Origin of the sequence: Adlercreutzia wanghongyangiae, assembly GCF_035989245.1 — a bacterium.
Taxonomy (GTDB): domain Bacteria; phylum Actinomycetota; class Coriobacteriia; order Coriobacteriales; family Eggerthellaceae; genus Adlercreutzia; species Adlercreutzia wanghongyangiae.
Genome location: NZ_JAYMFF010000014.1, coordinates 60,895 through 87,728, shown reverse-complemented (window position 1 = coordinate 87,728; position 26,834 = coordinate 60,895). Strand labels below are relative to the sequence as shown.

Annotated in this window: 21 protein-coding genes; 20 read left to right on the top strand and 1 reads right to left on the bottom strand. The window is 66.4% G+C overall.

Features of this window, described 5'->3' with window-relative positions; all coding sequences use genetic code 11:
- Positions 1-49: 49 nt before the first annotated feature.
- The 4 genes from folP to VIN30_RS07550 all read left to right on the top strand — a co-directional run bounded on the left by folP (position 50) and on the right by VIN30_RS07550 (position 4,891).
- On the top strand, positions 50-1,363 hold the full coding sequence (gene folP / locus VIN30_RS07565; RefSeq protein ID WP_326424909.1) for a dihydropteroate synthase: 1,314 nt from the start codon (positions 50-52) through the stop codon (positions 1,361-1,363).
- Positions 1,364-2,209, top strand: coding sequence for a biotin--[acetyl-CoA-carboxylase] ligase (locus VIN30_RS07560; RefSeq protein ID WP_338210537.1), 846 nt, complete (start codon positions 1,364-1,366; stop codon positions 2,207-2,209).
- Positions 2,210-2,545: 336 nt separating this feature from the next.
- On the top strand, positions 2,546-4,063 hold the full coding sequence (locus VIN30_RS07555) for an MATE family efflux transporter (protein WP_338210535.1): 1,518 nt from the start codon (positions 2,546-2,548) through the stop codon (positions 4,061-4,063).
- 183 nt (positions 4,064-4,246) lie between these two features.
- Positions 4,247-4,891, top strand: a complete 645-nt coding sequence (locus VIN30_RS07550) for a biotin transporter BioY (protein WP_338210534.1) — start codon at positions 4,247-4,249, stop codon at positions 4,889-4,891.
- 336 nt (positions 4,892-5,227) lie between these two features.
- On the opposite strand, the gene VIN30_RS07545 is transcribed toward VIN30_RS07550, so the two are convergent.
- Positions 5,228-5,923 (bottom strand): response regulator transcription factor, encoded by a 696-nt coding sequence (locus tag VIN30_RS07545; protein ID WP_326424905.1) that lies wholly within the window; start codon positions 5,921-5,923, stop codon positions 5,228-5,230.
- A 136-nt stretch (positions 5,924-6,059) separates the two neighbouring features.
- Here VIN30_RS07545 and VIN30_RS07540 point away from each other — a divergent pair, with 136 nt between their 5' ends.
- The 16 genes from VIN30_RS07540 to VIN30_RS07465 all read left to right on the top strand — a co-directional run bounded on the left by VIN30_RS07540 (position 6,060) and on the right by VIN30_RS07465 (position 26,651).
- On the top strand, positions 6,060-6,878 hold the full coding sequence (locus VIN30_RS07540; RefSeq protein WP_326424904.1) for a type III pantothenate kinase: 819 nt from the start codon (positions 6,060-6,062) through the stop codon (positions 6,876-6,878).
- Between the two features lie 149 nt (positions 6,879-7,027).
- Positions 7,028-8,716 carry a formate--tetrahydrofolate ligase gene (locus tag VIN30_RS07535; RefSeq protein ID WP_326424903.1) on the top strand — a complete coding sequence of 563 codons (1,689 nt, stop codon included), beginning with the start codon at positions 7,028-7,030 and terminating at the stop codon, positions 8,714-8,716.
- Positions 8,717-9,097: 381 nt separating this feature from the next.
- On the top strand, positions 9,098-9,712 hold the full coding sequence (locus tag VIN30_RS07530; RefSeq protein ID WP_338210531.1) for a cyclodeaminase/cyclohydrolase family protein: 615 nt from the start codon (positions 9,098-9,100) through the stop codon (positions 9,710-9,712).
- The gene (locus VIN30_RS07525; protein ID WP_338210529.1) at positions 9,713-10,582 is read left to right on the top strand and encodes a bifunctional 5,10-methylenetetrahydrofolate dehydrogenase/5,10-methenyltetrahydrofolate cyclohydrolase; all 870 of its coding nucleotides are present in this window, start codon (positions 9,713-9,715) and stop codon (positions 10,580-10,582) included.
- Positions 10,582-10,752, top strand: coding sequence for a hypothetical protein (locus tag VIN30_RS07520; RefSeq protein ID WP_326424900.1), 171 nt, complete (start codon positions 10,582-10,584; stop codon positions 10,750-10,752). The genes VIN30_RS07525 and VIN30_RS07520 overlap by 1 nt, the downstream gene beginning before the upstream one ends.
- Positions 10,753-10,832: 80 nt before the next feature.
- The gene (locus tag VIN30_RS07515; RefSeq protein ID WP_338210526.1) at positions 10,833-11,660 is read left to right on the top strand and encodes a formate/nitrite transporter family protein; all 828 of its coding nucleotides are present in this window, start codon (positions 10,833-10,835) and stop codon (positions 11,658-11,660) included.
- A 131-nt stretch (positions 11,661-11,791) separates the two neighbouring features.
- Positions 11,792-12,304: a tRNA (adenosine(37)-N6)-threonylcarbamoyltransferase complex ATPase subunit type 1 TsaE gene (gene tsaE / locus VIN30_RS07510; protein ID WP_338210524.1), complete on the top strand. Its 513-nt coding sequence runs from the start codon at positions 11,792-11,794 to the stop codon at positions 12,302-12,304.
- Positions 12,305-12,595: 291 nt separating this feature from the next.
- Positions 12,596-15,370 (top strand): tRNA (adenosine(37)-N6)-threonylcarbamoyltransferase complex transferase subunit TsaD, encoded by a 2,775-nt coding sequence (gene tsaD / locus VIN30_RS07505; RefSeq protein ID WP_338210522.1) that lies wholly within the window; start codon positions 12,596-12,598, stop codon positions 15,368-15,370.
- A gap of 473 nt (positions 15,371-15,843) precedes the next feature.
- Positions 15,844-17,631 carry a potassium-transporting ATPase subunit KdpA gene (gene kdpA / locus VIN30_RS07500; protein ID WP_338210520.1) on the top strand — a complete coding sequence of 596 codons (1,788 nt, stop codon included), beginning with the start codon at positions 15,844-15,846 and terminating at the stop codon, positions 17,629-17,631.
- Between the two features lie 14 nt (positions 17,632-17,645).
- A complete protein-coding gene (kdpB, locus tag VIN30_RS07495; RefSeq protein WP_338210519.1) occupies positions 17,646-19,724 on the top strand; it encodes a potassium-transporting ATPase subunit KdpB in 2,079 nt (692 codons plus the stop codon).
- Positions 19,725-19,762: 38 nt separating this feature from the next.
- Positions 19,763-20,380: a K(+)-transporting ATPase subunit C gene (kdpC, locus tag VIN30_RS07490; RefSeq protein ID WP_338210518.1), complete on the top strand. Its 618-nt coding sequence runs from the start codon at positions 19,763-19,765 to the stop codon at positions 20,378-20,380.
- An 83-nt stretch (positions 20,381-20,463) separates the two neighbouring features.
- Positions 20,464-23,253, top strand: a complete 2,790-nt coding sequence (locus tag VIN30_RS07485; protein WP_338210507.1) for an ATP-binding protein — start codon at positions 20,464-20,466, stop codon at positions 23,251-23,253.
- Positions 23,243-23,953 carry a response regulator gene (locus VIN30_RS07480; protein WP_338210505.1) on the top strand — a complete coding sequence of 237 codons (711 nt, stop codon included), beginning with the start codon at positions 23,243-23,245 and terminating at the stop codon, positions 23,951-23,953. Before VIN30_RS07485 ends, VIN30_RS07480 begins: the two co-directional genes overlap by 11 nt.
- Positions 23,954-24,164: 211 nt before the next feature.
- Entirely contained in the window at positions 24,165-25,262 is a 1,098-nt protein-coding gene (gene nrfD / locus VIN30_RS07475) for an NrfD/PsrC family molybdoenzyme membrane anchor subunit (protein ID WP_338210503.1), read from the top strand.
- Positions 25,250-25,783 (top strand): GntR family transcriptional regulator, encoded by a 534-nt coding sequence (locus VIN30_RS07470; protein WP_338210501.1) that lies wholly within the window; start codon positions 25,250-25,252, stop codon positions 25,781-25,783. Before nrfD ends, VIN30_RS07470 begins: the two co-directional genes overlap by 13 nt.
- Positions 25,686-26,651 carry a slipin family protein gene (locus tag VIN30_RS07465; RefSeq protein ID WP_338210499.1) on the top strand — a complete coding sequence of 322 codons (966 nt, stop codon included), beginning with the start codon at positions 25,686-25,688 and terminating at the stop codon, positions 26,649-26,651. The genes VIN30_RS07470 and VIN30_RS07465 overlap by 98 nt, the downstream gene beginning before the upstream one ends.
- Positions 26,652-26,834 lie beyond the last annotated feature (183 nt).

The window sequence follows — 26,834 nt, the reverse complement described above, 5'->3', positions numbered from 1 at the left end:
CCGTTACACTTGCCCTTTAGGCTGGCTGACGGACGAGGAACCTTTATTTATGATTTGGCATTGCGGACGGTTCGATTTCGATACCTCCACCCCGGTGATCATGGGGATTGTGAACGTGACACCCGATTCGTTTTCCGACGGCGGGTCTTATCTTGATGCCGATGCGGCCGTAGCCCATGGGCTCGATCTGGCGGCCCAGGGGGCGGCCATTATCGATGTGGGCGGTGAATCGACGCGCCCCGGCTCCGATCCCGTTGACCCCGAGACGGAATGGCAGCGCATCGGCGCGGTGATTGCCGCCTTGTCCGAGCGCGAACTGTGCGTGTCGGTGGACACACGCCATGCCGAGGTGGCCCGCCGCGCCCTTGAGGCCGGCGCTTCCATCATCAACGACGTATCGGGCTTCCGCGATCCTGCCATGGTGGAGGTGGCTCGGCACAGCGGTTGCGGCTGCGTGGTCATGCACATGGCGGGCGAGCCGAAGACCATGCAGGAAAATCCCGTGTACCAGGATGTGGTGGCCGAGGTGCGCGATTACCTGCGCGACCGCGCCGCCGAGCTGGAGGCGGCCGGCATCGACCATTCCCGCATCTGCATCGATCCGGGCCCCGGGTTCGGGAAGACGCCGAAGCAGACCATCGAGCTGATGCGCAATCTGCACGAGCTGGTGCATCTGGGCTATCCCGTGATGGTGGCGGCCTCGCGCAAGAGCTACGTGGGCTATGCCTATCAGGTGGAAGAGCCCCACGAGCGCGATGTGGCCTCGGCGGCCGAGGCACTGCTCGCCTGCGAGCTGGGGGCTGGTGTGGTGCGCACGCACAACGTGGAGATGACCGTGGCCGCCCTGAAAGATCTGCGCCCGGCGGTGCTTCTGGGCCTGGGGTCGAACGTGGCACTGGTGGCCGAGCCCGGCGAGGAAACCGAGGCGAAAATCGCCCAGATCAACTTGGCGGTGGGTCAGCTGTGCGCCCTGCCCGACACCCAGATTATCGACATGGCCCCGTTCTACGAGAGCGAGCCGGCCTATTACACCGAGCAGGATAATTTCGTGAACACCGTGGTGCTGCTGCGCAGCGGCCTGCCGCCGAAGGAGCTGCTGGGCTATTTGCACGGCATCGAGAACTCGCTGGGCCGCGTGCGCGAGCGCGAGAACGGCCCGCGCACTTTGGATATCGACATTCTGGACTACCAGATGTACGTGGCTTCCGACGACGAGTTGACGCTGCCGCACCCACGGGTGGCCGAGCGCGATTTCGTGGTGAAGCCTCTGCTGGAGATTCTGCCCGGTTGGGAATTGGCCGACGGAACGCCTGTGGGATCGGTGCCGGAGGCCGAGCGTGTGGGGAAAGCGAGGCGACTGTAGATGAAGCTGACCATTCTGGATGACGTCGCCTCCACCAACGAAATTGTGAAGAACGCCCTGCGCGAGGGCAAAGCCGAGGGTCTGGTGGTGCGCGCGCGGCGTCAGAGCGGCGGCTACGGTCGCCAGGGCCGCATTTGGGACAGCCCCGTGGGCGGTCTGTACATGTCGCTGTTGCTGCGGCCCGATGTGGCGGGCTCGGGACTTTCCACCCTCAGTCTGGTGGTGGGCCTGGCGGTGCAGCGGGCGCTGGAGGCCCTGGCCGTGCCGGCGGCACGCGATGCCATTCAGCTGAAGTGGCCCAACGACATCGTGTACATGCCCGCCGACTGCCCGCGTGCCGACGAGTACCGCAAGTTGTGCGGCATCTCTATGGAGGCCTGCGGGGGCGGTGTGTGCGTGGGTATCGGCATCAACGTGTTCCCGCCCGAGATCGCCCAGCCGGTGGAGGGCCGCAACATTCCGCAGTACATGGCCGACCTGATGCTTTCGGGGGCCGAGGGCGAAGGCGGTGCCCTGACGGCAGCCGCCTTCGCCGATACTTTGGAGGGTCGCGCCCAGACAGATTATCGCGAGGCGGTTATCGCCGATGTGCAACGCGAGGTGTTGGCGCGCATCATGGTCAGTTACGGGCGTTGGCGCGAGCTGGGCTTCGAGTCGTCGCTGCCCAACTACGACGCGGCCTCGTTTCTGAACGGGCGCGCCGTGCGCATCCAGAACGCCGCCGGCGACGAGGTGCTCGAGGGCGTGGCCGAAAGCGTCGATGCACGCGGCCGCCTGCTCGTGCGCACCGCCGACAGGGTTGTGCCGGTATCTTCGGGCGAGGCCCACGTCATCCCCCTGCCGTAAGCTTTTGCTTTACGTGCTTCTCAGTGACAAAAGAGGTCTTTCAAATGCACGAAAATCGACTTATATAGGCTTTCGGAAGTTTTTGGAGAGGTCAACCTGCTCATTTTCGGACTTATATAGCCATTTTGGCTCAGCAGGTTTGAACCCATTGTCTATATAAGTTCGATTTTGCGCACGCAGAGCCCCTCTCGTGTCACAGGATCGGCTGAAATGTGCTTGCGGGCATAGTTTGCAGGTTACCGTTGACGGTGTTGTCGTTCTATCTTGTCGGGCGGCCTGGGCGCGGGGCGTTTCCCGGGTCTACAATAGCGCCGCAGAGAAGAAAGGCGCGAGGACATGGGCGACGACAAGAACTTTGAGGATGAGTTGAAAGAGGGCGGGGCGGCTGGTGCTGCATCCGCACTCGATCCGCGGGGCGAGCAGCTGCATGCCGCCTCGGGTGGCGACGACAAGGTGCTGCGCATGGGCACCGCCTCCATTCCGCGGCTTATCACCGAGTTCGCCATCCCCTCGGTGGTGGGTATGCTCATCAACGGCTCCTACGCCATCATCGACTCGGTGTTTCTGGGCCATGCGGTGGGGGAGATCGGCCTTTCGGCCATGACCGTGGCCAACCCCATCATGGTGGTGTTCATGGCCATTGCCATGCTGGTGGGCAACGGCGGCAATGCACTGGCGGCTCTGCGCCTGGGCGAGGGCCGGCGCGAGGAAGCCGAGCGGGCCTTGGGAAATGTGGTGTCGCTCAGCCTGATCATGGCCGTAGTAGTGGCGTTTCTGGGGTGGTTCCCCGCGTCCACCGATTGGCTGCTGAACTTGTCCAGCGCCACCGATGAGGTGCGTCCCCATGCGGCGGTGTTCATCCAGATTATCTGCTCGGGCTTTATCTTGCAGTGCATCGGTTTGGGTGTGAACAACTTCATCCGCACCTGTGGCGCGCCCAACCGCGCCCTGGGCACTATGGTCATCGGCCTGGTCAGCTCGGTGGCGTTCAACTACTTGTTCGTTATCGTGATGGGCTGGGGTGTGGCCGGCAGCGGCTTGGCCACGGTGCTCGGCTGGGGTTGCTCCTGTGTGGCGGTGCTGTGGTACTTCTGCGTGAAAACCGACGCGCCCCTGCGTTTGCGCCTGGGAGCGCTGCCCCTGCGCCTGCGCATGGACGGCACCATCATGGCCTACGGTTTTCCCAGCTTCTGCATCCAGGCGGGCATGGCCATCGTGAATTTCGTGCTGAACTTCCAGCTGGTGAAGCACGGCGCGGCATCTCCCATCGGGGCCGACGACGCTCTGGCCACCATCGGCGTGGTGCAGCGCATCGCCCAGTTCTCCATCATGCCCCTGGTGGGCATCTCCATCGCCTTGCAGCCGCTGCTTGGCTTCAACTACGGGGCCCGCAAGGTCGACCGCGTGCGGAAGACGCTGTGGTACGGCATCGGCGCGGCCACGACCATCTCCATCATCATGTTCGCGATGGTGCAGCTGTTCGCCGCTCCCATTGCCCAGGCCTTCGGCATCAAGCACGACGGACTGGTGGACTTTACGGCCTTCGCCATCCATCTGCAGTTCCTCATGCTGCCCTTCGTGGGCTTCCAGATTGTGGGGGCGAACTACTTCCAGGCGACCGGTCAGCCGGCGAAGTCCATCTTCCTCACGCTGACGCGCCAGATTCTGTTCCTGCTGCCGCTGCTGTATCTGATGCCGCTGTGGCTGCCTGCCGTGGCACCGAGCTACGACGGCTTGGACGCGTTGCTGTTTGCCATGCCCATTGCCGACTTCCTGTCCATTTTCACCACGGCGCTGTTCGTGGGCTGGGAAATGGTGCGGCTGCGCCGTTTGAGTCGCCAGAGCGCGCATTAGGCGGTTGCGGGGGGGGGCTGGCTGCTGACCAGCTGAATTGCCGTCCCTGCGGTGCTTGAATTATGTTTTGTGCACTTGCACAAAAATGGTGAAATCACGTTCCATTGACCGCCGCGCTGGCGACGTGGTGACCGGCTTGCGCGCGATACCGTAGTATCTCCTGCGTCGAAAGGAGATATGACCATGGAAACCGTACGCACGAAAACCGGCGCTTCCGCGCGCACCCGCTCCGTGGCCTTTGTGGGCCTGACTATTGCCATTATGGCCGTGTCGGCCTGGGTGACGGTGCCGCTGGGGCCCATCCCGTTCACGTTGCAGATGTTCGCCATCACCTTTGCCATTGTGGTGCTGAGCCCCAAGGAGGCCATAGCCGCCATTGCCGGATACCTCTTGCTGGGCGCCGTGGGCGTTCCCGTGTTCTCGGGCATGCGCGGGGGCATCGGCGTGCTGGCGGGCCCCACGGGCGGCTTTCTGTGGGGTTACCTGCTGGGTGTGGCCGCAGCGGCGCTGTTCCTGTACGTGGCGCGCACGAAGCTCGGCGTGGCCGGCGGTGCGGGCGTCCCGAAGCTGAGTCGTGCCGAGCGGGCCGCCCTGCCCGCGCCGCGCCGCGCTCTGCTGTTCCTGCGCAGCTTCGGCGTCGATATCGTCGCGGGCGTTATCTTCACGGCCATTGCCTACGTATGCGGCTGGGTGCAGTTCATGGCCGTGGCCCAGGTGGACCCGCTGGCGGCCTTCCTGACGGCCTGCGCGCCCTTCATCGTGGTAGACCTCTGCAAGATCGTGGCCGCCGTCATCTGCGCCGACGCCGTCCGTGCCGTCGTGAAGTAGGGTTGTCCGGCGGGGGTCAGGGGGCATACCTCCATGTTCAGACAGTCCTCGCTTGGTGGGAATGCCCACTGGGCATTCCCAGTCGCTGCGGAACTGCGCGTGGAGGCACGCCCCCTGCCCCCCGCCTGCTCAACTACGGCTGAGCGTAGAGGGGCGCGGGGTGGTGCTCACCAAGCGAGTTCCGAGAGCGTTCGAAACAGGACTAAATGTCCTGTTTCGCCGAGCGAGGACTGTCTGAGCGACTGAGCATTACCCCGCGCCCCGACCGCGAGGAGGTGCAACAAGAAGGAGGCTCCCGGGTGGGAGCCTCCTTGGCGTTTGGGGTATGCGGGCGCGCTAGGCCTTGAAGCGGTAGCCGTAGCCGCGGACAGTCTCCACCAGGCCCGGATCGTAGCCGGCGGCGTGAATCTTGTCGCGCAGGCGCTTGATGTGGGTGTCCACCGTCTTGGTCTCGGTGAGGTACTCCCAGCCCCAGGCGTCGCGCAGCAGGTCCTCGCGGGACACCACCTTGCCGGCGCTCTTCATGAGGCTGGCCAGAAGCTCGAACTCGCGCGGGGTCAGGTCGATCTCGCCGTGGTCGCCCGTGGCGGTGTGGGCGTCCTCGTCCAGCGTGATGCCCGAGGCGGTGATGGAATTGGAAGCGCCTGGGAACTCGCCGCCCTGGCCGCGACGCAGCAGCGCGCGCACGCGGGCGATCAGCTCGCGCACGCCGAAGGGCTTGGCCAGGTAGTCGTCGCCGCCGATTTCCAGACCAACCACCTTGTCCAGCTCGGTGTCGCGCGCCGACAGGAACAGCACGGGCGCGGTGGTCTTCGAGCGCAGGCGGCGGCACAGCTCGTAACCGTCGATGCCCGGCAGCATGATGTCCAAAACGAACAGATCGTAGTTGTTGGTGCTGGCCAGCGCGAAGGCATCTTCGCCATTGTCGACGACGTCGGCCTCGTAACCTTCCTTCTTCAACGCATAGCTTACGAATTCAGTGATCGACGGCTCGTCGTCAACGACAAGGATTCGGCTCGGTGTCTCAATCATGGTCTTGCCTTTCTCTCGTCATTTCGACGATTGCCCTTCGGGGGCATATCGTTTAATCCTTGATATAATCAAGTACAGTGTCACTATAAACACTGTGTCACATTTTACGAGAAAACTGAGAAAGATTGTCATAATTATGTTACTTGCTATCGATATCGGGAATACTCACACCGTAATAGGCGTGTATGCAGGGGATACGCTGCGGGCCATGTGGCGCATCGCGACCAGCCGGCATACAGCCGCCGACGAGCTGCGCATCACCCTTTCCAACTTGTTTGCCCTGGAGGGGCTCAATTTCGACGAGATGCGCGCATCGGCCGTGGCATCGGTGGTGCCTCAGCTGACCAAGGCGTGGCTGAAGGCCATCAAGGACGCCACGGGCGCGTTGTCGCTGGTGTGCTGCGCCGAGGCGGCCGAAGGGCTGTTCGAGGCCGATTACCCCAATCCCCACGAGATCGGCGCCGACCGCATCGCCGATGCGGTGGCGGCCCGCGCCCGCTACGGTGCGCCGGCCGTGGTGGTCGATTTCGGCACCGCCACCAACATCGAGGTTATCGACCGCGAAGGCAAGTTCCGCGGAGGCATTATCGCGCCGGGCGTGCAGACGTCGGCCAACGCGCTGTTCACCCACGGCGCCCAGCTGCCCGACATTCCCCTGATCGCCCCGCCGGCGGCTATCGGCACCTCTACGATGGAGGCCATCCAGTCGGGCATCATGCTGGGCGAGGCCGACCGCGTGGACGGTCTGGTGCGTCGCATCTTCGATCAGCTGGGCTACGAGGCGCCCGTTATCGCCACGGGCGGCCTGGCCAGCGTGGTGGCGCGCCATTCCACGACCATCAACGAGGTGAACACCGAGCTGACCTTGGAGGGCCTGCGCCTGCTGGCGGAAAAGGCCGCGGCCGATCGCTCGGCTGCGGCATCGGCCGATGCTTCGGTTGAGGTTCCGCAATAGGGGGAAGTTGCGCCCTTTGGGGATGCGGGGTGTCGGGAAGCGCGCGCCGTCGGTAGAATGGGAGCGTACCCCGCCTGTGGCGGGGCGCATTCGTCAGGAGAGGCCGCCAGGATGTCCCGGCGCCGCGACAAGAGAAAGAAGGGCCCGACGTGTTGACCGACATTGAAATTGCCCAGGCGACCGAACCGAAGCCGATCGGGGAGATCGCGGAACGTGCCGGCGTCGACGAGAAGTACCTGGAGCTGTACGGCAACTACAAGGCGAAGGTCGACTACAACCTGCTGCGCGAGGAGGAGCACGCCCCGGGTAAGCTCATCCTGGTGACGGCCATCAACCCCACGCCCGCCGGCGAGGGCAAGACCACCACGACGGTGGGTCTGGCCGACGCGCTTTCGAAGCGCGGGAAGAACGTGGTCGTGGCCCTGCGCGAGCCGTCGCTCGGCCCGGTGTTCGGCATCAAGGGCGGCGCTGCCGGCGGCGGGTACGCCCAAGTCATTCCCATGGAGGACATCAACCTGCACTTCACCGGCGACTTCCACGCCATCGGCGCGGCGAACAACCTGCTTGCGGCGCTGCTGGACGCGCACATCCAGAACGGCAACGAACTGAACATCGACGTGCGCAAGATCACCTGGAAGCGCGTGGTGGACATGAACGACCGCCAGCTGCGCCACATCGTGGACGGCCTGGGCGGCAAGGCCCACGGCGTGCCGCGCGAGGACGGCTTCGACATCACCGTGGCCAGCGAGGTTATGGCCATCTTCTGCTTGGCCACCTCCATCACCGACCTGAAGGAGCGCCTCGGCCGCATCGTGGTGGGCTACACCTACGACGACAAGCCGGTCACGGCCCACGACCTGAAGGCCGAGGGCGCCATGGCCGCGCTTTTGAAGGACGCCCTGAAGCCGAACCTCGTGCAGACGCTCGAGGGCACCCCGGCCTTCGTGCACGGCGGCCCCTTCGCCAACATCGCCCACGGCTGCAACTCCATCATGGCCACCCGCATGGCCATGGCGCTGGGCGACTACTGCGTCACCGAGGCCGGCTTCGGCGCCGACCTGGGTGCGGAGAAGTTCCTCGACATCAAGTGCCGTCTGGCCGACCTGAAACCCGACGCGGTGGTGGTCGTCGCCACGGTGCGCGCCCTGAAGAACCACGGCGGCGTGGCCAAGGCCGATCTGAACGAGGAGAATCTGGAGGCACTGGAGGCGGGTCTGCCGAATCTGCTGCAGCACGTGGAGAACATCACCAACGTGTACAACCTGCCCTGCGTGGTGGCCATCAACGCCTTCCCGACCGACACCAAAGCCGAGCTCGACCTGGTGGAGGCCAAGTGCCGCGAGCTGGGCGTGAACGTGGCCTTGTCCGAGGTGTGGGCCCACGGCGGCGAGGGCGGCCTGGCGCTCGCCGACGAGGTGGTGGCCCTGTGCGAGAACGGAGACGCGGCCGGGCGTTCGGCCGACACTTTCACCTTCTCCTACGAGAGCGATCTGTCTATCGCCGAGAAGATCGAGGCCATTGCCTGTCGCGTCTACCATGCCGACGGCGTGGTGTTCGAGCCGGCCGCGCAGAAGGAGATCGCGCAGCTGGAGGCCCTGGGCTTCGGCGACATGCCCGTGTGCATGGCCAAGACCCAGTACTCGTTCTCGGACGATGCCGCCAAGCTGGGCGCTCCGCGTGACTTCACCATCACGGTGCGCCAGGTGAAGGTGTCGGCCGGCGCGGGCTTCATCGTGGCGCTGACGGGCTCCATCATGACCATGCCGGGTCTCGGCAAGGCGCCGGCGGCCCACAAGATCGACGTGCTGGAAGACGGCACCATTGTTGGGTTGTTCTAAAGAACAACCCAACGCAGCTGCCGCTGCGGCTCCGACAGGCACCTGGCCTTGCGCCTCACCGCTTTCCCTCGCAGCACGAAGGCTGCTCGGCCGCGGTTCGGCACAATTCCAGGCGCCTGTCGGACCCTCGCTGACTTCCTTGGGCGAACCGGGGGAGTGGCTGCCATGTCGCGAAATACGAGTATTACGATACGAAGTCGCAGGCAATATATTGAGATGTTGTTGGGGAGATAATGACTAAGCCCGGCGGCAACCGGGCTTAGTCATTAACACCGCGCCGCCCGTACTCAGGTTAGCCACCTACGGGCTTTGCCAGTGTATCTGCATTATAGCGTTTTTACGAGAATCAATAGACGTGCGGGATGTTCTGAAGGGAGCGTCATGCTGGATACCGAGTTCATCGATGCGCTGGCGTCGAAGGCGCCCACGCCGGGCGGCGGCGGGGCGAGTGCCTATGTCGGGGCTCTGGCGAGCGCGCTGGCCTCTATGGTGGGCAATCTCACCGTTGGCAAGAAGAAGTACGCCGATGTGGAGGAGCGCGTGCAGTCCGAGCTGCTGGAGCTGGAGGCCACGCGCTTGCGCCTGCTGGAATTGGTGCAGGCCGACGCCGACGCCTTCGCGCCCTTGGCCGCGGCCTACGGTATGGCGCGCAGCACCGACGAGGAGGCTGCAGCCCAGAAGGCGGCGCTCCAGGCCGCCCTGGTGGATGCCTGCGAGGTGCCGCTGGAAATCATGCGCCAATGCGTGCAGGTGGTGGAGTCGTGCGTGTTTCTGGCCAAGCACGGCAGCGTGATGGCCGTGTCCGATGCCGGTGCCGGGGCGGTGCTCGCGAAGGCGGCTCTGCTGGCGGCCAGCTTGAACGTGCGCATCAACATCGGCTCCATGGACGATGCGACCCGTGCTGCGATCTACCGCGACGAGATGGAAGACCTCATCGTCGCGGGCAGTGCTCTGGCCGACGATGTGTACGACAGCGTGGTAAGGCGGTTGAGTTAAATGGCGAAGCTGCTGACGGGCAAGGAGGTTTCCGCCGACATCGCCGAGCGCCTGGCGCCGCGCATTAAGCGCTTGGCCGCGGCCGGGGTGGTGCCGTGCCTGGCCATTGTGCGCATGGGGGAGCGACCCGACGATATGTCCTACGAGCGCACGGCCACGAAGCGCGCCGCTGCCCTCGGCATCGAGGTGCGCTCGTTCTGCCTTTCTGCCGATGCGCCCCAGGCCGCGTTGGAAGCTGTTATCGATACGGTGAATGCCGACGATGCCATCCACGGCTGCCTGATGTTCCGCCCGCTGCCGCCGCATATCGACGAGCGCGCCGTGTGCGATCGCCTGGCCCCTGCCAAGGACATCGACGGCATCGGGTCTGCCTCGCTTGCCGGCGTGTTCGCCGACACGGGCGAGGGCTTTCCGCCGGCCACGGCCCAGGCGTGCCTGGAAACCCTCGACTTCTACGGCATTCCCGTGGCAGGAAAGCGCGTGGTGGTGCTGGGCCGCAGCCTGGTAATCGGTCGGCCCGTGGCCATGATGCTACTGGCGCGCCACGCCACGGTCACGCTCGCGCATTCCCGTACCGAGGATGCCGCCGCCCATACCCGCGAGGCCGATATCGTGGTGTGCGCCACGGGCCAGCCGCGCGCCTTCGGCCCCGCGTTCTTCGCGCCCGGCCAGACAGTGCTGGATGTGGGCATCAACTTCGACGAGGCGGGCGAGCTCTGCGGCGATGTGGACTTCGACGCGGTGGAGCCCGTGCTGGGCTCCGAGGGCGCCATCACCCCGGTGCCCCGCGGCCTGGGCGGCGTGACCACCAGCGTGACTATGGCCCATGTGGTGCAGGTGGCCGAGCGCACGCTGGAAGGGGGGCGCTGATGGATATCGAAGGACGGCTCGCCCGCGAGAACTGCGAGGGCTGCGCCACCAGCTGCATCCTGTCGTCGCCTTCGTGCCCCTTCGGCCAGGCGGCAGCCGGCGAGCGTCGCGCCGAGCTGGCTGCCGAAGCAACGGAGCACCACGAAAACCCGACGCCGCTTGTCGATTGATGGGCGGCCGACGGCCCCAGGCGTTCCGTCTCGTGGAATGATGAGCCTATCGTTACCGCTCGCAAGAAGGAGGGCGCGCCGTGGCCATCTTCACCCCCACTGAGATTACCGACAACTACATGAAGGCATCGGTGGGCAAGGCGGAATCGCCCGCATGGCGCCTGTTCATTCTGGCCGTGGCCGCGGGTGTGCTCATCGGCCTGGGCGCCGTCACGTCGTCTACGGCGGCCCACGGGTTGGAGAATGCCGGTCTGGTGCGCCTTATGTCGGGCCTTATCTTCCCGGTGGGCTTGATGATGGTCATCCTTATGGGCACCGAGCTGTTTACGGGTAACGCGCTGATGATCACGGCGGCCCTGGACGGCAAGATCAGCTGGGCACGTCTGCTGCGCAACTGGGGCATCGTGTTTGCCGGCAACTTCGTGGGCGCAGTGGCGCTGGCGGCTTGCATGGCGTTTTTCGGGCAGCTGAACATCGGGGGTGGCGACTTGGCGGTTTACACGGCCAAGGTGGCGGCCGCAAAGAACGCGCTGCCCTGGGCGAACGCCTTCGTGCTGGGCATCTTCTGCAACCTTATGGTGTGCATCGCCGTGTACCAGGCCAATACGGCCCAGGACACCGCCGGGCGCATTCTGGGCATCTTCTTTCCCATCATGGGTTTCGTGCTGGCCGGTTTCGAGCACTGCGTGGCCGACATGTACTATGTGCCGGCGGGCATCTTCGCCTATATGAACCCGGCTTACACCGGCATGATCGACGCTGCGGGCATTAACACGGCCCTGCTGAATTTCGGCGATTTCATTACGGCAAACGTGGTGCCCGTTACGTTGGGCAACATCGTGGGCGGCGTGGCTGTGGGCCTGACCATGTACGCCTGCCACCGCACCAAGAAGGACGACGGCAAATAGCCCCGGACTCATCGGCGTGCGACGGATTGGACGCCGAACGATTTCGTAAGATATGTGATCAATCTGGTTGAGTTTCGCGTATTGGACGGTTGAGGCTGGCCGCGGGCGCGGCCGGGCGCTATGATGGGCCCATGGCAAACGGACTGACATATCAGCGCACCACGTCTACCCCCGAGGCCACCAAACAGCTGGCCTCCACGCTGGCGCCGTATCTGCATCCGGGCGATGTGGTGGTGCTCGATGGCGATTTGGGCGCCGGCAAGACCCAGTTCGTGCAGGGCGTGGCGGCTGCATTGGGCGTGCGCACGCCGGTGACGAGCCCCACTTTCAACATTCTTCTGGAATATGGCGACGGGCGCATTCCCGTGTACCATTACGATCTGTACCGGCTAGACGAGCGCTACCAGCTGGAAGACATCGACTACTACAGCGCCATCGACGGCGACGGCGACGGGGCGGCTTTTGTGGAATGGGCCGAGAAGTTTCCCGAGGACATGCCCTACGACTACCTGGAGCTGACCATCACCGTGGATCCCGATGGCTTGCGCCGCATCGTGGCCCACTCCTACGGCAGCCGCTCGCGGCAGCTGCTGTGCGTGTGGGCGAACGATTCCAAGGCGCGTTTGGGGAAATGCACGCTGTAGAGGAGAGGCTTCCGGGTGGCCCGCTATCTTGAGGGTAGCCTCTCTGTGTCGGCCCTTCCCCGGGATATGTGCAGGATTTTGCGATAGGGAGAGTTTCGCGCTGGTTTCTTCCTGTCTAAACTCTTCCGAACGCAATTTTCCGCACACTTTGCGCTCCTACGGTTCTACCTATCGCAAAATCCCGCACAAACGAGCCATCTTGCCTGACATGGCCGTAGTCGTATCAGTCGCTGCGGTAGAATACGGGGCATTCAACTGATTAGTAGCCCGCACGAAAAAGGAGCTTGCCCTGTGGACGGTGCCGCATCATCTTTCGTACTCGCCTTCGACACGGCCAACGAGGTCATCGCCATTGGGCTGGGCCGTCTTTGCGCTGCTTCGCGGGAGATCGAGCTGGTGGCGAGTGTGGAAGTGGAGGCGCGACGGGCGTCGAATACCCAGCTGCTGCCGCGCATTGACGAGTTGTGTGCGCGGGCCGGCGTGGCGCGCGGGGCCATCGCATGCGTATGCGTGGGCCGCGGTCCGGGTTCGTTTACCGGGGTGCGTATCGCCCTGGCCACGGCGAAGGGCATTGCGAGCGCGCTTGAGGTGGGCCTGGCGGGCGTGTCTTCGCTGGATGTGGTGGCTTGGGGTGCGTGGGCTGCTGGCGAGCGCGGGGAGCTGCTGGTTTTGGCCGATGCCATGCGTCGGGAAGTATACCCGGTTGAATACCGCCTGGACGCGGCCGGCGCCACACGCCTGACGGCCGATCGGGTGGTGAAGGCGACCGCCTTTGCGGAGGAGATTGGTACAGCAGATTGCCCTCCTGCCCCCTCTGGTAACAGCAGCGCTCGCGATGTCTGCGACGGCACCCACGACACTGCCCACGATGCCGCCTGCGATACCGTCTGCGACGGCGCCCTCGACGCCGCCTGCAACGGCATCCTCCGTAGGGGCGGCCTTCAGGCCGCCCTCCCAACCGAGACCGCCGAGCATTCCGATGGCTCTGCGCTTCTTATTGCGGGCGATGCCTTGCGCAAGTATCGCGAGCTGTTCGAGGGCGCGGGCACGGTGTTGCCCGAGGCGTTGTGGACGCCCACGGGCGCTGGATTGCTGCTGGCGCTGCAGGCGGCGTGGCGGGCGGGCGAATGCGATCCGCTGGATGCCGCGCGCCACAACCCGGGTGTGCTGCTGCCCGTGTACACGCGCCTTTCCGATGCCGAGGAGAGCGAACGCGTGCGGTTGGCCCAGGCCGATGCAGCGCTGGCCGGCAAGCGCGGGTCGAAACATGTGACCATGAACGATACGGCCATTGCGAATGCCCGGGCCAACGGCGAGGGCATCGCCTACAAGCCCCTGGACGCACGTCACGTGGATGCGGTGGCAGCTTTGGAGTCCCAGGTGATGGGGTCGGATGCCTGGAGCGCGGCATTGGTGGGCGATGAGCTGGGACGTGCCGATCGCGTGTGGTGGGCGGCCTATGCGGCCGACCCCAAAATGCCCCTGACCGCCGACGCACCGCTGGTTGGCTATGCCGGCGGCTGGGTGGTCGATGGCGACGTGCAGATTCTGAAGGTGGGGGTGGATCCGGCGTGGCGACGTCACGGTATCGCGCGGGCGTTGCTGGCGCGCGTGGCCGATGATGCGCGCAATTTGGGGGCGTCTACCAGCTCGCTGGAAGTGCGGGCGACCAACGAGGGCGCTCAGGCGCTGTACGAGGCGCTGGGCTACGAGGCGCTGGGGGTGCGTCCCCGCTATTACTCCGACGGCGAGGATGCCGTCATCATGCGCGGGCCGCTGCCCGCCATCACCCTGGCTGCCGTTCCCAACGGTGGAGGCGTCGCGGACGACCCCCGTAGGGGCGGTGCTTGCGCCGCCCTCGGTCGCGAGGATGGGGCGGCTGCCGCGCGGCCTGGCTGTGCTTCGGGCCCAGGGGCGGCTGAAGCCGCCCCCTACGGGGAGAACGGTGGAGTCGCGGTGGATCGACCGCTTATTCTGGCCATTGAATCGTCCTGCGACGAGACGGCCGCCGCCGTCATTAACGGGGAGGAGGCGCTGCTGTCCGATGTGGTGGCCTCCCAGGTGGATTTCCATGCCCGGTTCGGCGGCGTGGTGCCCGAGATTGCCAGCCGCAAGCACATTGAGGCCATCTGCGGTGTGTGCGATGAGGCGCTGGATGCTGCAGCCCGCGTCCTGCTCTCTTCGGCCCCTCTGCATCATCCTGAGTGCAGCGCGCAGCCCGGAGTTGAAGGACTTTCGGACAACGCCCCCCGCTTGCGCTGGCGCGACCTGGACGCGGTGGCTGTTACCTACGCGCCGGGGCTGGTGGGCGCGCTGGTGGTGGGCGTGGCCTTCGCCAAGGGTGCGGCGTGGGGCGCTGATATTCCCTTCATCGTGGTGAACCATCTGGAAGGCCATCTGTACGCCAACAAGATCGGCTTGGAAGACTTCCGGCCGCCGGCGGTGGTATCGCTGGTTTCGGGGGGCAACACGCTGCTGGTGTACATGGCCGATTGGGGCGACTACCGGGTGCTGGGCGCTACCATCGACGATGCGGTGGGGGAGGCCTTCGACAAGGTGGCCAAGGCGCTGGGGCTGGGATATCCGGGAGGCCCCGTGGTGTCGAAGTTCGCGGCCGAAGGCGATTCGTCTGCCATTTCCTTCCCGCGGGCCATGCTGCATTCGGGCGACTTCAGCTTCTCGCTTTCGGGCTTGAAGACGGCGGTGGTCACCTACATCAACAACGAGCGGGCGGCCGGGCGTGCGCTGAACGTGCCCGATATCTGCGCCAGCTTCACCCAAGCTGTGGTGGACGTGCAGGTGGCGAAGGCGCGCACGGCCCTGCGGGAAACCGGGGCGCCCACCTTCTGCCTGGGCGGCGGCGTGGCGGCCAACCCGACGCTGCGGCAGGCCTACGAGACGATGTGCGCCGAAGAGGGGGTGCGCCTGGTGATGCCGCCGCTGGCCTCGTGCGGCGACAACGCCGGCATGATCGCCGAAGTGGCGCTGGACCGCTATCGCGCGGGGAAGTTCTCGTCGCTTTCCACCGACGCCCTGGCCCAGGGCGACTTGGAGATGCCCTACTAGCCCGTTGCCTCAGGGCCGCGGAAGGAGAGGGCGCGTCGCGGCCGGCTTCGCGCTCATCCCTCTCCGAATGCGGCAACAGAAGCAGAGGGGGTGACGCACATGAGTCGGTACCATCCCGCTATCGTTGCTGCTGAAGTGGAATCTGCTTCTTAACGGCCGTATTCTCCGAGGGGCGCTCAGACGGCCGCGACGCGCCCTCCCCTTCCGCGACGGGGCGCAGCTCTCGGCCCATCTTAATGCTGTCTTAATATCCGACCGTAAACCTTAACGGCGTGTTTAGCCGCCTTTTCCTATGCTGTTCCCCGTTGGGTGGCGCGTCGCGTGCGAGTGGTGCGCCCGGGCAAGGTGCAGGCCGTGAGCTTGCGGGCGAAAGGATGGCGGAACATGGCCGTGGTGACGACGATCGTGGGCGTGCTCGCCCTGGTCGCAATGGGGTACCTGACGGTGCTCCTGCTGGGCGGCGGTGAGCGGCGATGAGCGCGAGTGTGTGGTCGTCGCTGTTGTTGGCAGCGGCGCTGGTGGGTGTGGCCCTGGCCTGCGCGGTGCCCCTGTCGCGCTATATGGTAAGCGTGATGGAGGGGCATCCGCGCGGGGCGGCTCGGGCGCTGGTGCCGGTGGAACGCGGCCTGTTCCGTCTTATGGGCGTGCGCGCCGACGACGCCATGGGCTGGAAGCGGTTTCTGGTGAGCCTTTTGCTGTTCACGGCAGTGTGCCTGATAGCGCTGACGGCGCTGCTGATGGGGCAGGGGGTGCTGCCGGCCAATCCGGAGCAGATGCCCGGGCTGCCCTTCGACACCGCCTTCAACCTGGCGGCCAGCTTCGTGACCAACACCGACTGGCAGCCCGTGGCCGGCGAGACGCACCTGAGCTACTTCTCCCAGGCCGTGGGTTTGGCGGTGCAGAACTTCCTGTCGCCGGCGGTGGGCATCGCCGTGGGGTTCGCGCTGATGCGCGGCATCGCGGCGCGGGCCACGGGCAAGGTGGGAAACTTCTTCGCCGACGTGCTGCGCGCCGTGCTGTACGTGCTGCTGCCGCTGTCGCTGGTGCTGGCGCTGGTGGGTGCGGCCGAGGGCATTCCCCAAACCTTCCAGGGCTATGAGACCGTGCAGCTGGTGGAACCCGTGACGGTGGATGCCGAGGGCAACGTGGTGGCCGCCGACGATCCCGCGGCGGTGCAGGAGGTGACCGAGACCGTGGTGCCCCTGGGCCCTCAGGCGTCACAGGTGGCCATCAAGCAGCTCGGCACCAACGGCGGCGGCTTCAACGGGGCGAACTCCGCCTCGGCTTTGGAGAACCCCACGCCGCTGACGAACTTCCTGCAGTGCCTGGCCATGCCGCTTATTCCCTTCGCGCTTATTTTGGCTTTCGGCCGCATGGTGGCCGACCGGCGCCAGGGCCGCGCGCTGATGGCGGCCGTGCTGCTGCTTTTGGGCGTGGGCATCGTGGCCGCCGTGTGCGCCGAGGCCCAGGCCACACCCCAGCTGGCCGCCGATGGCGCGGTGTATGTCGGCGGCACGGGCCAGTCGGCGGGGAATATGGAGGGCAAGGAGGTGCGCATCGGCATCGGAGCCTCGGCGCTGTGGACGGCGATGACCGGGGCCATTGCCAACGGCTCGTCGAATGCCTCGTTGGAGGGCATGACGCCGGTGGGCGTGACGGTGCCGCTGGTGCTCATCGGTTTGGGCGAGGTAGTGGGTGGAGGCGCTGGCACGGGCCTGGCCGGGCTTCTGGGCTTCACGGTGCTGACGGTGTTCATCGCCAGCTTGATGGTGGGCCGCTCGCCTCAGTACCTGGGTAAGAAGATCGGCCCCGCCGAGATGCGCATGGCCACCGTGATGGTGGTGGCCCCGGCGTTGGTGATTCTGGCGGGTGCGGCGGTGCTGACCTTGGTGCCGGAAGGGGCGCGGGCAGCCGGGCAGCCGGGAGCCTTCGGCTTCTCGGAGCTGCTGTACGCGGCTACCTCGGCCGGCGGCAACAACGGCAGCGCCTTGGGCGGTCTGGACGCCAATGTGCCGCTGGTGAACGGCGTGCTGGCGGTGGAGATGCTGGCGGGTCGCCTTGTTCCCGTGGCGGCGGCCCTGGCCTTGGCGGGCAGCTTGGCGGCTCGCGAGCCCCAGGCTTCGGGAGTGGCCTCGCTTTCCACGGCCAGTCCGCTGTTCGTGATCCTTTTGCTGGTGATTATCGTGCTGGTCGGGGCGCTGACGTTGCTGCCGGCGCTGGCCTTAGGCCCCCTGGCCGAGCAGTTTACGGGCGCGTTTTAGGTGAGGCGGTTGCAATGAAGATGGAAACGAAGCGGGCGGTGCGCGACGCGTTCGCCAAGCTGGCGCCGGCGAGCCAGGCGCAGAACCCCGTGATGCTGATGGTGTACTGTTCGGCGTGCCTGACCACGGCCCTGTTCGTGCTGGCGCTGGGCGGTATCTCCGACGCACCGGCTGGCTATATTGCGGCGGTGAGCGTGGTGCTGTGGGCCACCGTGCTGTTCGGCAACTTCGCCGAGGCGCTGGCCGAGGGCCGCGGGAAGGCCCAGGCCGATGCCCTGCGCTCGGCCAAGCGCGATGTGCAGGCCCGCGTGGTGAATGCGGCCTTGGTGGAAGAGGCCGCCGCGGCCGACGACCCCGCTGGCTTTCTGTGCGAGCGCAGCCAGGCGGTGAACTCGGCCCAGCTGAAGCGCGACCAGGTATACGTGGTGCTGGCCGGCGAGGCGGTGCCGGCCGACGGCGAGATTGTGCTGGGGGCTGCCAGTGTGGACGAGAGCGCCATCACGGGTGAGTCGGCTCCGGTGGTGCGCGAGAGCGGCGGCGACCGCTCGGCGCTGACCGGCGGCACCACGGTGCTTTCGGACTGGCTGGTGGCGCGCGTGTCGGCCGAGCCGGGCCACAGCTTCCTCGATCAGATGATCGCCATGGTGGAGTCGGCGGCCCGCAAGAAGACCCCCAACGAGCGCGCTCTGGAACTGCTGCTCATTGCGCTGACGCTGGTGTTCTTGGCGGTGTCCACCGCGCTGTATGCTTTCAGCTCGTTTGCGGCGGCCGAGGCCGGCGAGGCGAATCCCGTGGGGCTGACCTCGCTGGTGGCGCTGTTCGTGTGCCTGGCGCCCACCACCATCGGCGCGTTGCTGTCGGCCATCGGCATTGCCGGCATGAGCCGCCTGAACGCGGCCAACGTGCTGGCCACGAGCGGACGCGCTGTGGAGGCCGCGGGCGATGTGGACGTGCTGCTGTTGGACAAGACGGGCACCATCACCCTGGGCAATCGCCAGGCCGCGGCCTTCCTTCCCGTGGATGGCGTGACCGAGCGCGACCTGGCCGACGCGGCCCAGCTGGCGAGCCTGGCCGATGAGACGCCCGAGGGTCGTTCCGTGGTGGTGCTCGCCAAGGAGCGCTTCGGCATTCGCGAGCGTACGCTTTCGGGGGCAGGTTTTGCCGTGGTGCCCTTCACGGCCCAAACCCGCATGAGCGGGGTCGATTTCGATGGCCACGAGATACGCAAGGGCGCGGCCGATGCCGTGCGCGCCTACGTGGAAGGCCGTGGGGGCACGTTCGGCACCCAGACGGCCGCCCTGGCCGACGAGGTGGCACGATCTGGCGGCACGCCCTTGGTGGTGGCCCGCGACGGGCGCGTGCTGGGGGTCATCCACCTGAAGGACATCATCAAGTCGGGCATCCGCGAGAACTTCGCCGACCTGCACGCCATGGGCATCAAGACCGTCATGGTCACCGGCGACAACCCGTTAACTGCTGCGGCCATCGCCGCCGAGGCGGGGCTGGACGACTTCATTGCCGAGGCTACTCCCGAGGCGAAGCTTGAGGCCATCCGCCGCTACCAGGCCGAGGGACATCTGGTGGCCATGACCGGCGACGGCACCAACGACGCCCCGGCGCTCGCCCAGGCCGACGTGGCCGTGGCCATGAACTCGGGCACCCAGGCGGCCAAGGAGGCCGGCAACATGGTGGACTTGGATTCCTCGCCCACCAAGCTCATCGAGATCGTGCGCATCGGCAAGCAGCTGCTTATGACCCGCGGAAGCCTCACCACCTTCTCCATCGCCAACGACCTGGCGAAGTACTTCGCGGTCATTCCGGCGCTTCTGGTGCCGCTGTACCCGGGCCTGGAGGCGCTGAACGTGATGCACCTGGCCAACCCCGCCTCGGCGATGCTGGCGGCCATCGTGTACAACGCGCTCATCATCGTGGCGCTCATTCCGCTGGCGCTGCGCGGCGTGAGGTACCGCGAGGGCACGCCCCAAAGCCTGCTCGCCCGCAACCTGGCCGTGTACGGCCTGGGCGGGGTGGCGGTGCCTTTCGTGGCCATTAAGGCGCTCGACATGCTGATGGTGGCCGTGGGCGTGGCCTAGGGCTGGCACCTTCGATACGGGAACGGAAAGGACGAATCATGAACGGAACATCTGCGGTGCGATTGGCGTTAAGCGCCCTGGCGCTGTTCGCCGTGGTCACGGTGCTGTGCGGCGTGCTGTATCCCCTGGCGGTAACGGGGGTGGCCCAGGTGGCTTTCCCCGCGCAGGCCAACGGCTCCATCATCGAGGTGGATGGAGTGAAGTACGGTAGTGCGCTGGTGGGCCAGCCCTTCCGCGACGAGGGGCATCTGTGGGGGCGGCCCACCGAGGCCACGGCTGCGGCCTTCGTCGGCGATGACGGCGCCCCGCTTCTGTGGTACGGCCCCGAGAACGTAAGCCCCGCCAGCGATGCGTTCGCCGCGCGGGTGGCCGAGCGCGTGGAAGCGGTGCGCGCGGCCCATCCCGACCAAGGCGATGCTCCGGTTCCGAGTGACTTGGTGACGGTGTCGGGTTCCGGCTTCGACCCCGACATATCGCCGGCGGCCGCCGAGTACCAGGTGGGCCGTATTGCTCGGGCCACGGGGCGCGATGAGGCCGAGGTGCGCGGCATCATCCACGCCTGCACGGAAAAGCCGCTGCTGGGCGCGGTGGGCTGCGCGCGCGTGAACGTGCTGAAGGCGAATCTGATGTTGGACGGCATTCTCGAGAACTCATAACGCAACTGTTATCTCGGCGAAACCATCGCGATGCGCCGTGATGATAGGATGACGGAAACGGTAAGCAATGAGCGGAAGGGGCGATGGCGGTGGCCGAGGGGCGCGACAGCGAAGAGGCGGTCGAGGCCCGTCGCGACCCCGAGGCCATTCTCGCCCGGTTGCGCGAGGAGGAGTCGGCCGAGGCGCCGTCGGGACGCGGCAAGCTGAAGGTGTTCTTCGGCTACGCGGCGGGCGTGGGGAAGACCTATGCCATGTTGCAGGAAGCCCATCGCGCCCAGGACGAGGGAGCCGACGTGGTGGTGGGCTATGTGGAGCCCCACACCCGCGCCGACACGCTGGCATTGCTGGACGGCCTGGAGGTGTTGCCGCCCCAGGCGGTGCAGCATCGGGGCATCGCCCTGCGCGAGCTTGATCTGGACGGTCTGCTTGCGCGGCGCCCGCAGATAGCGCTGGTGGACGAGCTGGCCCACACCAACGCCCCCGGCTGCCGCCATCGCAAACGCTATCAGGATGTGGAAGAGCTGCTGCGCTCCGGCATCGACGTGTACACCACGGTAAACGTTCAGCACCTGGAGGGGCTGAACGACAAGATCGCCGCCATCACGGCGGTGGCCCCCGCCGAGCGCATTCCCGACCGCATCTTCGACGCAGCCGATTCCGTGGAACTGGTCGACTTGGAGCCGACCGACCTCATTGCGCGGTTGGAGGCGGGGAAGGTGTACGCGCCGGTGCGGGCCAAGACGGCCCTGGCGCACTTCTTCTCGCGGCCGAACCTGGCCGCCTTGCGCGAGATCGCCCTGCGTCGCGCCGCCGACCGTCTGACACGGGCCAGCACGGGCACCTCGGTGCCGCGGGCCGAGGTAGGCGAGGACGTGCTGGTGTTGGTGACTGCCGACGATGGGGCGCCCCGGGTGGTGCGCGCGGCCGCGAATTTGGCCGAGGCGCTGCACGGCACGCTGACGGCCCTGGTGGTGGAGGACGCCGATGAGCGCGAGGGCGATCAGACCGGTGCCGCCAAGCTGCGCGCGGCCTTGGCGGTGGCCGAGGACCTGGGTGCGCGGGTAGTTACTTTGTCGGGCGATGACCCGGTGATGCCGTTCGTGCATTACGCGGCCACGTCCGGTATTCGCCAGCTGGTGGTGGGCGCCCAGGCGAGCCGGCATCGCTGGCTGCGGCGGCTCGATGTGGACGTGCGGGTGATGCGGGCCGCGCCCGAGGCCACGGTGACGGTGGTGCCGGCGGTGGACGCTCCCTCGGTGCTGCGCCGGCTGCACGCGTGGTCGGGTTTCACGCCCACGGCGGCTGATGCGGGCCGCGCCTTGGCGGCGGTGGCGCTGGCTACGGCCATCGGCGCGCTCTCGTGGGCCGTCAGTCCCGCTACCTCGGTCATTCTCATGGTATACCTGCTGGTAGCGCTGCTGCTGGCCACCCGCGCCGACGGCTTCCTGTACGCGGTGCTGGTGGCACTCGGCAGCGTGGTGGCCTACAACTTCTTCTTCACGGCCCCGCGCTTCACCTTCCATGCCTACGGTCTTTCCGCACCGGTGATCTTCGCCTTTCTGCTGGCAGGAACGCTGGCGGCCTCGTCGCTGGCCATTCGCCTGAAGCGCCAGGCGGCCATGGCGGCGCGACGGTCGTATCGCACCGAGGTGCTGCTGGAGAGCAGTCGCAAGCTGCAGGCGGCCGCCACCTTGGGCGGGTGCCTGGAAACCGCGGCGGCCCAGGTGGTGAAGATTCTGGACCGGCCGGTGGTCATCTACCAGGCCGACGCCGCCGCACCAGGCGGTCTGCGGCCCCCGCGGGTGTTCGACGTGCCGGGTACCGGCGGCGGCGACGGCTCCTCGACGGCCCTTACAGCACCGGGCGAGGCGGCGGTGGCGGCGTGGGTGGCCGCTAACGGCGAGCCGGCCGGGGCCACTACCGACACCCTGCGCGAGACGCGCTGCTTGTACCTGCCCATCCGCACGGCTGATACCGTGTTCGGCGTGGCGGGGCTGGTGATGGAGGACGACTGCGACGACTTCGGCTCCTTCGAGCGCAACCTGCTGGTGGCGCTGCTGGATGAATGCGGGCAGGCGGCCCAGGCCCTGACCTTGGCGGCCGAGCGCCGTGACCTTTCGGTGAAGGCCGAGAAGGAGACGCTGCGATCGAATCTGCTGCGGGCTATTTCCCACGATTTGCGCACGCCGCTCACGAGCATATCGGGTGATGCGGACATGCTGCTGGCCTCGGCCGACGCGCTGGACGACGAGCAGCGCCGCCGTCTTCTGACCGACATCTACGAGGATGCCACGTGGCTGATCGACCTGGTGGAGAACTTGCTGTCGGTTACCCGGCTGGACGACGGCGCCGTGAAGGTGCGCTGCCAGCCCGAGTTGGTGGCCGATATTTTCGCCGATGCGTTGCGTCATGTCAGCCGCGGGGCCGCCGAGCACCATCTGACGGTAGATGTGGAAGACGAGTTCCTGATGGCGCAGATGGACGGTCGCCTGATGGTGCAGGTGATGGTGAACCTGGTGAACAACGCCGTGGCTTACACGCCTGCCGGGTCGTCTATATGCCTGAGCGCCCGCCGCGCGCCGGCGTCCGAAGGCGATCGCGTGATCATTGCGGTGGCCGACGACGGACCGGGCATTCCCGATGCCGAGAAGGCCCGGGTGTTCGACCTGTTCTACCATGGCGGATCGGGGGGTGCCGAGGGCGGCGATGCCCGGCGCGGTATGGGGCTGGGCCTGGCGCTGTGTCGGTCTATCCTGCGCGCTCACGGCGGGGATGTGACCCTGACCGATGCGCGCCCCCATGGCTGCGTGTTCGCGTTCAGCCTGCCCGCGGCCGCGCTGCCTGCGGAAGGAGGCGAGGCTGATGAGCGATAAGGGTGCGGGTGCCATTCTGGTGGTGGAGGACGACTCGGCGGTGCGCAACCTGGTGGCCACGGCGCTGGATGTGCATGGCTACGCCCATCGCGAGGCTTCCACGGCCACCGCGGCGCTGATGGAGCTGACCTCTGCGACCGATTTGCAGTTGGTCATTTTGGATCTGGGATTGCCCGATCGCGACGGCGTGGAGGTGATTGGCGCCCTGCGCGGTTGGTCGCGCATGCCCGTTATCGTGCTGTCGGCCCGCCAGGAGGACGCCGACAAGGTGGCGGCCCTGGATGCGGGCGCCGACGACTATCTTACCAAGCCCTTCTCGGTGGACGAGCTGCTGGCCCGTGTGCGCGTGGCCCTGCGGCGTCTGGCCTACGACGTGCCCGCCACGGCCGCGCCCGAGGTCTACCGCAACGGCAGCCTTTCCATCGACTTCGACTCCCATGTGGTCGCGCGCGATGGCGAAGAGGTGCACCTGACGCCCATCGAGTACAAGCTGCTGGCCCTGCTGGCCCGCAACACGGGGAAGGTGCTGACCCACAACTACATTCTGAAGGAGGTGTGGGGTCAGGCTTTGGCCAGTGATTTGCCCAGTCTGCGCGTGTTCATGACCACCCTGCGCAAGAAAATTGAGCCCGACCCCGCCAACCCCCGCTACCTGCAAACCCACGTCGGCATCGGCTACCGCATGCTCCGCGTGGAATAGGGAAGTGGCAGCCCTGTCTCTCCCGTAGGGGCGGCCTTCAGGCCGCAAGCGCCAAACGATCCGATTTCTCCTCTCTCCGTAGGGGCGACCTTCAGGCCGCCCGCGGGCACGCACGACGTTTCCGGCACCGCGAAGGCCTGTCCCATTCTGTCATACCCTTTTGGGAACGGTTGTGGCATACTGAGCGTGACGATTGAGCGGGAGGAGCGCGGTGTTCGGGGAATTGGTGGCAGCCTATCTGTTTCTGGCCGGTACCGGTGCCGGCGGCATTGCTGCGGCCTCCCTGGTCGATCTCCTCGTCGTGCGAGCGCCTTGCGGGGCCGCATCGGCCGCTTCGGTGGCAGACACCTCTCCAGCCGAGCGATTGGTGGCCTACGCTTCGGCTACGTCGGCCTCCGCGCTCGTCGCTGGTGCTGCCTGCTTGATTGCCGATGTGGGCCGCGCCGACCGCGTGCTGGCGCTGTTCTTCACCCCGGGCTTCACGTTCATGAACGTGGGTGCCTGGGCGCTGACGGCGCTTATAACGGTAGGAGCTGCGTTGGCTCTCGTGCGCTTTCTGTACCTGCCTTGGGTGGGGCGCGCGGCGGTGGCCGTGCTGGAGGTGGCAGCCGTAGCGCTCGCCTTTGTGGTGGCGGTATACGCCGGGTTGCTGTTGCAGGGGCTCGCCGGCGTGCGCCTGTGGTCGAGCGGGTGGGTGCCGGTGCTGTTCGTGCTGTCGGCGGCGTCGTGCGGCTGTGCCCTTGTCGCGGGATGCGCGCTGTTCGTGGAGGCCGACGGGCGCACCGTGGCACTGGGCCGCGCGATTCTGCGGTCCGACGCCGTCGTGGTGGGCGCTGAGGCGCTGGCCGGAGCGTTGTTTCTGGCTGGCGCCGCAGGAAGCGACCATCCCGGCGTGGCGGCCTCGGTGGAGCGTCTGCTGCACGGCTCGGCAGCGCTGCCGTGGTGGTGCGGTTTCGTGCTGTGCGGTCTGGCGGCGCCCCTCGCCATCGAGGCCGCCTTCTGGTTGCGCGAGCGGCGGCGTGGCAGCGGCGCGATCGGTTCGGGTGGTGCGCGCTCGCTGCGCGAGGTCGACGTCCCAGCCGCCTTCTCCGCGCCCGCATTCGCGGTGCCGCCTGTGGCCCTGGTCGCGCTGGCGGCGCTCGTGCTGGCGGGCGGTGCGGGCCTGCGCTGGGCAGTGGTGGAAGCCGGCGAACAGCGCCCGCTGGAGCTGCAGGAAGTGGAAGCCGACGGGAGCGCGCATGCCGCGAACCCCGCCGGCGGATATACGGAAGATGGAGAACGAGAGGAGCCTTCCCTATGGTTGAGCTAGGCCGCACCATACCGGCCGGAGATCTGTTCGATCTGGATAATGCCAGCTCGCTGCCTGTGTGGCTGCAGTTGAAGAACCGGTTCATCTACCTTATTACCTCGGGATTCTACCTCCCGGGCGACCAGCTGCCCACGGTGCGCGGCCTGGCCGCCCAGGTGGAGGTGAACTACAACACCGTGAGCAAGGTGTACCAGAGCCTGGAGGAGGACGGCTACATCGTCTCGAAGCGGCGCCAGGGGGCGTTCGTGGCCGATGTGTCCGACAAGCCGGGGGTGTCGGCCTCGGTAATGGCCGAGGCGCTTACCGCCGAGTACCTCCAGCGCTGCACCGAACTGGGGCTCTCGCTGGAAGATATCGACGCGCAGTTTACGGCGGCCCTCGTGGCGGCCAAGGCCAAGCGCGACAAGAACGGAGGAACAGGACATGACACGCAGGAAGCACGGCGCGGACGCCTCGTCAAATTCCCCGACGCCCCCGCCGAGGGCGCCGCAGACGAGCGGGCGGCTGGAAACGGGGCGTAGCCGTACCTCGCGCAACGGTGCTGTGACGTTCACCATTATCGTGTTCGCCGTAGCGGCGACGGTGGTGCTGGCGGTTGCCGAGGTGGTCGCCGGCGGCATCGGCCTTGCGGCCCTCGCGGCGGCCGTGGTGGCGGCCGCGCTGGCCGCCTCGTCGGTGCATATCGTCATGGAGTGGGAGCGCGCCGTGGTCATGCGCTTTGGCCGCTTCAACCGCGTGGCAGGGCCTGGCATCGTGTTCACCTGGCCTATTATCGAGTTCTACACGGTGCGCATCGACCAGCGCGTGGCGGCTACCTACTTCGGCGCCGAGGAGACGCTCACCACCGATCTCGTGCCCGTGAACGTGGACGCCGTGGTGTTCTGGATGGTGTTCTCGCCGAAGAAGGCCGCCATGGAGGTTGAGGACTACGCGAGCGCCGTGTCGTGGATGGCCCAGGCCACGCTGCGCAAGGCCATTGGGCGCGCGAGCCTGGCCGAGGTGGCCCGCCGGCGTGACCAGCTGGACGCCGAGTTGAAGGATGCCCTGGAGGAGAAGCTGTCGGAATGGGGCATCGACATCATCGATGTGGAGGTGCGCGACATCGTGGTGCCGCGCGAGCTGCAGTCGTCTATGGCCGCCAGCGCCATTGCCGCCCGCGAGCGCGATGCCCGCATGACGCTGGCCGAGGCGGAGGCCGACATCTCCGCCATGCTGAAGGACGCAAGCGCCAACTACGAGGACGATCCCGAGGCCATGAGGCTGCGCACCATGCACCTGGCCTACGAGTCGGTGAAGCAATCCGGCGGTACGCTCGTCATCCCCAGCGCCTTCAGCGAGGGTTTCACCGACCCCGACATGACCGAAGCCTTGGTGAAGGCCGCGAAGTAGGGCTAATGCCATCATGCCACAGGATGGCTTGTTTATCCTCTCTCTTTGAGAGGATAAACAAGCCATCTTTCTCCTCCCTCTTATTTGTACGATTCAGGAAAAAGTATAAATAACGGCTCCTTCGGTTTTCTCTTGTTTATACTAAGAGGCCATTCGGATAAAAAGATGAAAGGCGAGCGATGG